This window comes from uncultured Fretibacterium sp., assembly GCF_938040765.1.
Classification (GTDB): Bacteria; Synergistota; Synergistia; order Synergistales; family Aminobacteriaceae; genus CAJPSE01.
In genome coordinates this window covers 1-9,760 of sequence record NZ_CALIAA010000023.1, presented here as the reverse complement: position 1 = coordinate 9,760, position 9,760 = coordinate 1, and the positions used below count along the sequence as shown (strand labels likewise).

The following is a 9,760-nucleotide window of genomic DNA, read 5'->3' as shown; positions in this document are numbered from 1 at the left end:
GTTTTGAGCCAAGGCAGGTTCGAGCCGAGATGGAAGCGGGAAATCAGGTCCTGAAAAAACAAGACAATCCGAAGGGAAGGCCGGTACGATGAACAAGGAAGCGCAAAACAAGGAAGAGTACGTTTACAAGCCCGCATGGAGGAGCTTCTGTCTGCACATTGCGGCGATGGTCGCATGTCTCGTGCTGGTCGCCATCGTCTCACTCAATGTCTCCATGGATGCCGCCTATCAGAAAGCTCTATGGGGGTTTTTCGTGCTGTTCGTCCTCGTCGTCTTCGGCAATATGTTCTTCAAGCGCATGGAGACCACGCTGATCGTCCGTCCCGACGAGGTCGCCTTCGAGAAGGGCATCCTGAAGCGGGAGTCCATAGAGATCGGGATGCGCAGCATCCGGACCGTTCAGGTGACCCAGCGGATCATACAGCGCATTCTGAACGTGGGGGATATCGCCGTCGCCTCCTCCGGAACCGACGGCTACGAGATTCTTGTCGCCAACATGCCTTCGCCTCACGATATCCGCAACCAGATTCAGGAGCGCGCGCGTGTTGAGGACAAGCCGCAGACGGACGGGGCGAACGGAGACAAAGCCCGGGCGTAGCGACAGGTTGGCCGTCCCGACGTCATGGGGGAACAATGCGGCACGGGCTCCGGAAAATTCCGAGGCCCGTGTTTTTTGTTCCTCGGGCCGGGGGCGTTCATCCTCCGGCGAGGGCCGAAGCCATCCGGGGAGGGTATAATTTTTTGTGGAGCGGGAGGCTTTGCCCGGCGTTGCTTTTTTGAGAAACGCGGGGCACAAAAACATGGAGGGGCGGGATGTGCCATGCTGTTCAAGACGGCCGAACAGAAATCGACGATAAGGCGTGAGATCCAGGGGGGAGTCGGGGAGGCTCAGTGTCTTTCCGCGATAGCGCGCGGCGAGGGCCCGGCGGAGAGCCGCTTCAAAATGGTGAGCAGGATGACCTTCGAAGCGGGGTCGAGCATCGGGCTCCACACGCATGAAACGGACGAGGAGATCTACATCGTCCTCTCCGGTAAGGGAATCTATACGGACGACGATGGGTCCCGGCGCGAGGTGGGGCCGGGCGACGTCTCCCTGACGATGCGGGGACAGCGGCATGGGCTCGAGGTATCGCGGGAGGGGCCCCTGACGCTTATGGCCGTGATCGCGGAGTGACGGTCGGCTGGGAAAACTCCTGACCTCGAGGGGACCGAGATGCGGGGCGGCAAAAAAGGGGCCGCCCGGCAGGGCGGTCCCTTTTGTATTCCAGTCCGGCGGGATAGGGGACGGATCAGAACGCCGCCAGCTTCTCCCCCCAGGCCGTGCAGTTCGCAATGGCCGCATCGTCCGGCGTCTCGTTGACCGCCAGGCCGTCGTCCATGAGCGTTACGCCGCCGCTGCGGCAGCGGTCGGCCCACGTGCGCAGCCACTCCCCGTCGCCCCATCCGTAGGAACCGAAGATGGCGACCTTCTTCCCCTTCAGCCCCGGAAGCGCCTCGGCGAAGAACGGCTCCATCTCTCCCTCCTCGATGACCTCGACGCCCATCGAGGGGGACCCGAAGGCCACGACATCGTAACCCGCAAGATCGGCCACGGCAACGTTCGCCACGTTCTTGCACTCCACCGCGGCGCCCTTTCCCTCGGCTCCCTTGGCAATCGCCTCCGCCATCTTCTCGGTATTGCCCGTGCCCGACCAGTAGACCACCATAATCTTCGACATTCCACAGACCTCCTCGTTCTTTTCGGCTCCCTCGGCCGCAGGGCCCCAGCACTTCGAAGTCCTTGCCGCCTTGGCCGACTACAGACGAAAGCCGTTCCCGTTCAACAGGGAACGGGCCGCGTCGCACTCCGCCCGCCGATACCGCCTGAAGGCGCGGCGGGCCTTCTCAACGTTGCCGTAAACCTTCCAGTACCCCACAGCCAGGCTTTTGGCCCCTCTGTGCTCCAGGAATCCCCTGACGTCCTCGGGAGGATAGTCGAGAAAAAGGCCGATCTCGTGGGGAAACTCGAGGCGAAAGCGCTTCTGGAGGTGTTCCAGGCAGGCGTCCAGACCGAAGGGGAAGACGTACCCCCGATCCGCAAGGATGTCGCGCACGGCCTTCGAGGCCAGAATCCGCTCCAGCAGCCTGCGTCGATAGATCATGACCAGCGCGCTGCCTGAAGCGGAGGCCGCCCGGCCGTTGAGCAGCACCGCCTCCACGCCCAGGGGATGCAGCCAACTCTCGCCCCGTGCCCTCCACAGGGCCCGGACATCCTCCCCGTCGCGCCTGAGGTTGAGCAGGGTCGCCGCTTTGAGGCCTTTTATTGTTGGCGCCCCAAAACAGAACACGAGGGCCTTGAGATATTCCTCCGTGTCCGTCTCCCGAATCGATTCCATCAAGCTTTGGATAATCGGTTTTTTCATCGCCGCCGCATCCATCGTAAAAGCCTCCCGCCAGCAAAAACTGCCGTAAAGCCCCGCTTGTGGCTCAAACAAAAAATTTTATGTTTGACATTGAAAACTTATATCGAAATGCATTTTTTGTCAAGCAGGAAAAGGGGATGGGATGACGGCGACAGGAAAGGGGGACGGGGTTGGTCCCCCGTCAATGCCCAAGCAGGCGGCGTCCGTTGACCCAAAAGTAGAGGGAGGCCAGGAGGAACGATACCGTATCGGTGATGGGGAAGGCGCACCATGCGCCCTTCAGCCCGAAGAGGCCCGACAGGCTCCATACCAGCGGGATGATCAACAGAAACTGACGCAGCACCGAGAAGCAAAGCGAGGGAATCCCCCGCCCGATCCCCTGGTAGAACCCGGAGAAAAGGATCTGGAAGCCGGCGAACACGATGCCGAACGCAATGAACCGGGCGCCCGTGACGCCCTGGGCGATCAGCTCCGGGTCGTCGGAGAAGATCGCGAAGAGCCGGTCCGGGAAGAGGAGCAGGGCGCAGGAGCCTAGGCAGCAGATCGCCGTGGCGGTCAGGGCCGACAGCTTGAGGGCCTGCCACACGCGCTTGAGGTTTCCGGCCCCCCAGTTGTAGCCGACGATGGGCACCATCCCCTGGTTCATCCCGAGGATCGGCATCACGATCAGGGAGTTGGTGCGCTGGATGATGCCGTACGCCGCCATCCCCGCATCCCCTCCGTACCTCGCGAAGGTGTTGTTCAGAAACCCGATCGTGAGGGCGATTCCGATCTGGTTGAAGAAGGCGGACGTCCCCACCCGGACGATCTCGGCCAGGAGCCTGGGTTGGGGCCGGAGACAATCCGCCCTCAGCCTCAGCACGCTTCTTCCGGAGAGGTAATACCAGGCGAGCCAGACCGCCCCCAGCGTCTGGCTGATGGCGGTGGCCCAGGCCGCCCCCGCCACGCCCATCCCGAGGTTGAAGATAAAGACTGCGTCCAGGAGTACGTTCATCAGCCCCGATATCAGCATGGTGACCATGGCGAGCCGGGCGTTGCCCTCGCCCCTCGCGGCGCTGTTGCTGACGATGGAATAGGAGAAGGCCGGGATCGAGAGACCCACGATGCGGACGTAGACGATGGAGTCGCGGACGATGGATTCCGAGGCGCCGAGAACGCGCACCAGGGGTTCCGCAAAGAGGGCGATGGCCCATGCCATGATCGCCCCCAGGATCAGCGAGACCGACGTGATCGTCCCCAGTGCGCGTTCCGCACGGTCGACGTCGCGCGCGCCCAGGCTTCTGGATATCAGGGACACCCCGCCCGAGCCCAGCAGCAGGGCGAAGGCCATGACCACGATCTGGACGGGAAAGGCGGAGAAGACGGCCGCGATGCCCTGAGGCCCGACGCTGCGCCCGACGAAAAAAGCGTCCACGACGTTGTAGAGGGATTGAACCAGCATCCCCACCACGGAGGGCGTCGATAGACGCAGAAGAAGTTTCCCCATAGGTTCGCGCCCGAGCGCCTCGACGTCCCGCATCATGCCACCCCTTGTCCCCGTACCTGGTTTCCCCTTATTTTACGTCATTTGTGCCGACCTTGCCGGGTGAATGTCCAAAATACGGTCGGGCATCGGGATGCGTCACGCGGAGGGCCGTTCCGTCCCCCTTCCGGCCCTGGCCGAGTTCAGGACGGCCAGCAGCGCCACCCCGACGTCGGCGAAGATGGCCTCCCACAGTCCGATGGAGCCGATGAATCCCAGGACAAGAAAGAGGAACTTGGCGCCCAGCGAGGCCGCGATGTTCTGTCTCACGATGCTGCACGTCCGCCGTGCGATCTCCGCCAGCTCCGCCACGCGCGAGGGCGAGTCGTTGAGGAGCACGGCGTCCGCCGCCTCGATGGCGACGTCGGAGCCCAGGGCCCCCATGGCGATCCCCACGTGGGCCGAGGCCAGAAGCGGGGCGTCGTTCACCCCGTCCCCCACGAAGGCGGCCGGCCGGTCCTCCGTCAGCTCCCGGAAGGCCTCCACCTTCATCTCGGGCAGGAGCCCGGCGCGAAAGCCGTCCATCCCCAGCTCTCCGGCCACGCGCTCCGCGGTGTCCCTGCGGTCTCCCGTCAGCATGTAGCTTCGGATCCCCCTGTCGTGCAGCGCTTTGATGGTCCGGGGGGCGTCGGGCCGTATGACGTCCGAGACCGCGACCGTCCCCAGAAAGCGCTTGTCCCGCCCCACATAGATCAGGGTGGCCGAAGAATCGCCCCGGGCCTCGAGGGCGTCCACCCCGTTCTCCCGGAGCCACTCGGCCCTGCCCGCATAGAACGCCTCGCCGTTCCGGATGGCGCGCACGCCCTTGCCGGCGGCCTCCGTGGCCTCGATATCCCCGGGGTTGACCGTCCCGAAGGCCTCCCGGACGGAGCGGGCCAGGGGATGTCCCGACAGGGCCTCGGCGACGCGGGCCGCCTCCCGGAGCTCCTTCTCCGCCACCCCCTTTGCGGGGATGACGGCCGTGACCTTGAACACCCCCTCCGTCAGCGTGCCGGTTTTGTCGAAGGCCACTGCGGTGATCCCGCTCATCACATCGAGGACGCTTCCGCCCTTGACCAGGATGCCCCGCCTCGACGCGGCCCCGATGCCCCCGAAGTACCCCAGCGGCACGGAGATGACCAGGGCGCAGGGGCAGGAGACCATCAGCACCACGAGGGAGCGGTAGAACCACTCCCGCCATCCTCCTCCGAGGACGAGGGGCGGAACCAGAAGCGTCAGCAGGGCGACCCCGAAGATTGCGGGAGTGTACCAGGCCGCGAAGCGCGAGATGAACCGCTCCACGGGGGACTTGTTCGCCGCGGCGCGCTCCACCATGTCCAGCACGCGGGCGATCTCCGAGGACTCGAAGGGGCCGGACGCCTCCACGACCAGCGAGCCGTCCAGGCAGACCGTCCCGCCGTAGACCCTCGAGCCGGCCACGGTGCGCACGGGGACCGACTCACCCGTGATGGAGGCGGTGTCGACCTGAGACTCCCCGGAGACGACCGTGCCGTCCACCGGAATCCTCTCCCCCGGCCGGACCACCACCTTCATGCCCGTCGTCACGGCCTCCGGGGGGAGGTCCTCGATGTCGTCCCCATCCAGAACGTGGGCCACCTTGGGCTTCTCGGCGAGCAGGGCCCGGACGGACCGGCGCGAACGGCCCGCCGCCCGCCCCTGTAGCCACTCCCCAAGCTGATAGAGGACCATGACGGCCAGGGCCTCCGGCAGTTCCCCCAGGCCGACGGCCGCCAGGGACGCCCCGCCCATGAGGGTGAACTCGTTGAAGAAGTCCCCTCTGCGCAGGCTGCTCCACCCGTGGCGCAGCACCGGCATTCCGCAGAGCAGCCAGGGGACGCCATAGAAGATGCCGCGCCGGACGGGCGGGAGCGAATCGCCTATGAAGAACCCCACAAGCAGGACCAGAAACCCCATGAACTGAACGGCGAGCTCCCAGAAGTCCGGCTCGTCCTCCTCTCCGGAATGGCCCGAGCAGATACCGCAGCACCCCTCGCACCCGTGTCCCTCGTTTCCGTGCTCTTCACATCCGTGCCCTTCCATGGAACCGTGCCCGTGGGGTTCGTCATGGCCGTGACCGCAGCCGCAGGTTTCCCCGCAGGCATCTTCGTCTTGGTGATGTTCGTGATATCGGTGTGTCTGATGTCGATGTTCGTGATGTCCGCCGCAGCCTTCCTCATGCCCGTGTCCTCCGCAGGGGACGCCGTCCCCCGGCCCGAGTTTCATCTCCGCACCGCTCATGGCTTCGCCCTCCAATCCACATTCCAATGGTCCGCACCCCACGGGCCTCCGCGCTCCGACAGGGCCGGAGGACGGGGCGCGGAAGATCACACCAGGCGGGAGAACTGCTCCAGGGCCCCGGAGAGGCGGTCCAGGACCTCTTCGCCGTTGCCCTGCCGGATGCCGTCTAGGACGCAGTGGTGCAGGTGTCCCTCCAGGATGTACTGCCCCACCTTGTGCAGGGCCGCCTTGACCGAGCCGATCTGGATGAGGATGTCCTCGCAGGGCTTGTCCTCCTCCACCATCCGCACGAGCCCGCGCACCTGGCCCTCGATCCTCCTGAGACGGCGAACGATGTCCTTCTCATCGATGCATTGCAACATGAAATCCCATCGCCCCTCTCGATACCCCTATGGGGTATTCATATACCCCTCTAGGGTATCTCTTTTTCGGAAGATGTCAAGAAAAATCGTAGGGATTGGGGGCGCTGGCGGAAATGGCCGTAGCCCGGCCGCCTCCGGGCGGAGGGCGGTATAATGAGGAAGCGCGGGCCTGGCCCGCTCTTTCGATTTCGGCTTCGTTATGGGGGGACGTATATGCCGCTCCAGGATTTTTCGAGGGCCGAGGCGGCGGCGCTTCTGCCGGGCCGTCCGGCCGACATGCACAAGGGGGACCGCGGGCGGCTGCTTGTCGTGGGCGGTTCCGACCGTTATCCGGGCGCTCCCGCCCTGTCCGCCCTGGCGGCGCTGCGCAGCGGAAGCGGGGTCGTCAGCCTGCTCTCGTCCCCCGCGGTGTGCGCCGCCTGCGCGGCGCGGATCCCCGAGGTCGTCCATCTGCAGGAGGTGGGGGACTGGGCCCGGACGGCCTTGAACGAGGCTCCCTCCCTTGCCGCTGCGGTCCTGGGGCCGGGGCTGGGGCGCGCGGCCGAGTCCCTGAACGTGGTTCGGGAGCTCTGGGTCCGATGGCCCAAGCCCCTTCTGGTGGATGGCGACGGCCTGTTCGCCCTGTCCGGCGTTGCGGTCTCGGCCTGTCCCCCCCGGGACGACGCGGTGCTGACCCCCCACGAGGGGGAGGCCGCCCGCCTTCTGGGGATCTCGTCGGATGCCGTGCGAGGCGATCGCCCGAGCGCGGCGCGGCGACTGGCGGAGCGTTGGGGCTGCGTGCTGCTCAAGGGGAACCCCACGATTGTGGCCTGTCGCGGGGAGGAGGCGGCCCGCCGTTTGAGCTGGGGCGGGCCGGAGCTCTCCGTCCCCGGCTCGGGCGATGTGCTCTCCGGCTGTATCGGGGCCTTCCTGGCGATGGGGCTTGCGGCGCGGGACGCGGCGCTGTTGGGCGCCTCCCTGCACGGCATGGCGGGGGCCCGCCTGCGCTCCGGAGGCGTGGACGGCGTGCTGGCCTCCGAGATTGCGGATGCCCTGCGTCCTGCGATAGAGGCGCTGCGTTCATGAGGCGCCGGCGGGTGGACTGGGACGAGGAGATTCGGAAGACGGACCGCATCCGGAGGAGAGGGTTCGCCCTGAGCGCCCTGAGCCTCGCCGTGGCCCTGGGGGTCATCTTCGGGGTGGGACGGATGGGCGGCGTCGACGTCTCCATGCCGCGCAAGGTCGTCGCGATTGCCTGTCTGGTTCTTGGCGTCTTCCTGTTTCGCGTCGTCCTGAGGCGGCGCGAGCGTCTGCGGCGGGAGCGCGAGGAGAGGGAATCCGAGGGGAGGGAATCATGAGGGCGGCGTTTCGGATCGCCTCCCGGTCCGAGGCGGCGACGCGGTGCCTCGGGCGGGTCCTGGGGATGGCCCTGCTGCCCGGCGTGACCGTATTGCTCGCGGGAGATCTGGGGGCCGGCAAGACCGCCTTCGTCAAGGGGGTGGGGAACGCGCTGGGCGTTGACGGCGTGCGCAGCCCCTCCTTTACCCTGATCAACGAGTACCGCACGGAGCGCTTCCTCCTGGCCCATGCGGATCTCTACCGTCTGGACCCCGAGGGGGTGGACGAGCTGGGCCTGGAGGAGTACGCCGGGGCCGGGGATGCCGTGCTGATGGTGGAGTGGCCGGAACGCTGGCGCTTTCCGCCGGGGACGGAGGTGCTGAACGTGGCGCTGGGTGTGCGGGGGGAGGAGGAACGCGTGTTCGAGGTTCGCTCCGTCGGGGAGCGGGCGGACGAGGCGGCGGACGCCCTGCTCGCCGGTGCGAAGGACTGCCCCGGCGCGGAGCTTTTGTGAATGGCCCGGAGGAATCCCCTCGATGAACTCGATGAAAAAAATGAAAGATGATGTGATGTTGGTCCTGGATTGCAGCCTGCGCCTCACCGGCGCGGCCGTTGCTCGGTGCGGCGAGGTCCTGTCGCAGGAGAGCGAGGACCTGGGGCGGCGGCAGGCGGCGGAGCTGCCCCTGATGGCGGAGCGCGTCCTGGCGGCGGCGGGCATGACGTTCGCCGACATCGACTTGATGGCGGTGACGAGCGGCCCCGGGTACTTCACGGGCATCCGCGTGGGCGTCGCCTATGCGGCGGCGCTGGCCTACGGGCTGGGGGTGCGGATCGTCCCCGTATCGTCCCTGGAGATGCTGGCCTCGTCCCACCCGGCTTTTTCGGAAGGGGAGGTCCTGGCGGTGGTCTACGCGGGGCGCGGATTCGTCTACGCGGCCTCGTTCGGCTCCGGATCCGATGCTCTTCCCGTGGGCGAGTACGGAGGGGAGCCCCTGGGGGCGTGGATGAAGGGGCGTTCGGGGGCCGCCGCGGTCTCCGACGACCCCGGCCGGGCCGCCGAGGCCGCGGGGCTGACCTTCCCCATCATCCCGATTCGCCCGGACGTCGCGAAGGCGGCCGAATTGGCGTGGGACCGGCGCGCTCTCGCGGTCTCGCCCCTCGAGCTCCGGGCCGTGTACTGCCGGGCGCCCCAGGGGACGGTCTGATCCGTATTTTTTGTCGCCGAGTTTGTTCGTCGTCGGCGGTTTCCTGATAGACGTAGAAATGCCTGATGCTCTTTCTGCGGTTAGGATAGGCAACTTTAGTTGGTTCAAAATTCACGAGAAAGATCGAAGTCATTATAAAACGGTCCGTTCCATATTAACTAAAACGTCTTGTAATAAAGGGTTTTGTTAAAAATATTGTTTGACTTCCCTTGGGTAAGAGAGTATATTACTAAAATAGTGCCTCAATATTTTTGATTCATAAAAATAAAGGAGGAACATGGAAATGGTGAAGAGCTCTACGGATCAATGTCTTGAAACCCGTAAGATTTGGGAATTTGCGGATGGAGAGACACGTCCCCCAGGTATTGCACATATTGTCATCGTAGCACTTTTTTCTGGGATTGGCATTGTTGTCGGGACATTTGGCAGCTTGGCCGTGCCTCTGGGGTTCGTTACCGCTTTTTGGCCGGCACAGGCCATCCAATCTGTGGGAAGCATTTGGTATGGAATGTGGGGGGGGATTGCCTCCGTGGTTTTCCCGATTATATCGAATGCAATGTCGGGTAGCGCTCCTTTACCGGTTTCGCTGGCTTATATTCCAGGGAACTTTTTCCAGGGTATGCTGGCAGGTATTGCCTTCCGTATGTTGAAAGCCGATCCCTGTCTGCGATCCGTGCGAGATTGGATTATCTTCTTCATTTTTGGCGTTGTTGC

Annotated in this window: 12 protein-coding genes; 7 read left to right on the top strand and 5 right to left on the bottom strand. The window is 64.9% G+C overall.

Annotated features, from left to right (window positions below):
* Positions 1-88: 88 nt before the first annotated feature.
* Entirely contained in the window at positions 89-598 is a 510-nt protein-coding gene (locus Q0176_RS00755) for a PH domain-containing protein (RefSeq protein WP_299298056.1), read from the top strand.
* 222 nt (positions 599-820) lie between these two features.
* The gene (locus tag Q0176_RS00750) at positions 821-1,174 is read left to right on the top strand and encodes a cupin domain-containing protein (RefSeq protein WP_299298054.1); all 354 of its coding nucleotides are present in this window, start codon (positions 821-823) and stop codon (positions 1,172-1,174) included.
* Between the two features lie 115 nt (positions 1,175-1,289).
* On the opposite strand, the gene Q0176_RS00745 is transcribed toward Q0176_RS00750, so the two are convergent.
* The 5 genes from Q0176_RS00745 to Q0176_RS00725 form a co-directional block, all read right to left on the bottom strand.
* On the bottom strand, positions 1,290-1,718 hold the full coding sequence (locus Q0176_RS00745; RefSeq protein ID WP_299298052.1) for a flavodoxin: 429 nt from the start codon (positions 1,716-1,718) through the stop codon (positions 1,290-1,292).
* A 78-nt stretch (positions 1,719-1,796) separates the two neighbouring features.
* Positions 1,797-2,417 (bottom strand): DUF3793 family protein, encoded by a 621-nt coding sequence (locus Q0176_RS00740; protein ID WP_299298050.1) that lies wholly within the window; start codon positions 2,415-2,417, stop codon positions 1,797-1,799.
* Positions 2,418-2,583: 166 nt separating this feature from the next.
* Positions 2,584-3,924 carry an MATE family efflux transporter gene (locus Q0176_RS00735; protein ID WP_299298048.1) on the bottom strand — a complete coding sequence of 447 codons (1,341 nt, stop codon included), beginning with the start codon at positions 3,922-3,924 and terminating at the stop codon, positions 2,584-2,586.
* A gap of 99 nt (positions 3,925-4,023) precedes the next feature.
* A complete protein-coding gene (locus Q0176_RS00730; protein ID WP_299298046.1) occupies positions 4,024-6,162 on the bottom strand; it encodes a heavy metal translocating P-type ATPase in 2,139 nt (712 codons plus the stop codon).
* An 86-nt stretch (positions 6,163-6,248) separates the two neighbouring features.
* Positions 6,249-6,524, bottom strand: coding sequence for a metal-sensing transcriptional repressor (locus Q0176_RS00725; RefSeq protein ID WP_299298044.1), 276 nt, complete (start codon positions 6,522-6,524; stop codon positions 6,249-6,251).
* 213 nt (positions 6,525-6,737) lie between these two features.
* Between Q0176_RS00725 and Q0176_RS00720 the strand changes: the two genes are divergently transcribed.
* The 5 genes from Q0176_RS00720 to Q0176_RS00700 form a co-directional block, all read left to right on the top strand.
* Complete coding sequence (locus Q0176_RS00720; RefSeq protein WP_299298042.1) at positions 6,738-7,589, top strand: NAD(P)H-hydrate dehydratase; 852 nt, start codon at positions 6,738-6,740, stop codon at positions 7,587-7,589.
* Positions 7,586-7,861 carry a hypothetical protein gene (locus Q0176_RS00715; protein WP_299298040.1) on the top strand — a complete coding sequence of 92 codons (276 nt, stop codon included), beginning with the start codon at positions 7,586-7,588 and terminating at the stop codon, positions 7,859-7,861. Before Q0176_RS00720 ends, Q0176_RS00715 begins: the two co-directional genes overlap by 4 nt.
* Complete coding sequence (gene tsaE / locus Q0176_RS00710; protein ID WP_299298038.1) at positions 7,858-8,355, top strand: tRNA (adenosine(37)-N6)-threonylcarbamoyltransferase complex ATPase subunit type 1 TsaE; 498 nt, start codon at positions 7,858-7,860, stop codon at positions 8,353-8,355. Before Q0176_RS00715 ends, tsaE begins: the two co-directional genes overlap by 4 nt.
* A 22-nt stretch (positions 8,356-8,377) precedes the next feature.
* On the top strand, positions 8,378-9,046 hold the full coding sequence (tsaB, locus tag Q0176_RS00705) for a tRNA (adenosine(37)-N6)-threonylcarbamoyltransferase complex dimerization subunit type 1 TsaB (RefSeq protein WP_299298036.1): 669 nt from the start codon (positions 8,378-8,380) through the stop codon (positions 9,044-9,046).
* A 277-nt stretch (positions 9,047-9,323) separates the two neighbouring features.
* Positions 9,324-9,760, top strand: a 437-nt coding sequence (locus tag Q0176_RS00700) for a hypothetical protein (RefSeq protein ID WP_299298034.1), incomplete at its 3' end; no start/stop codon positions are given.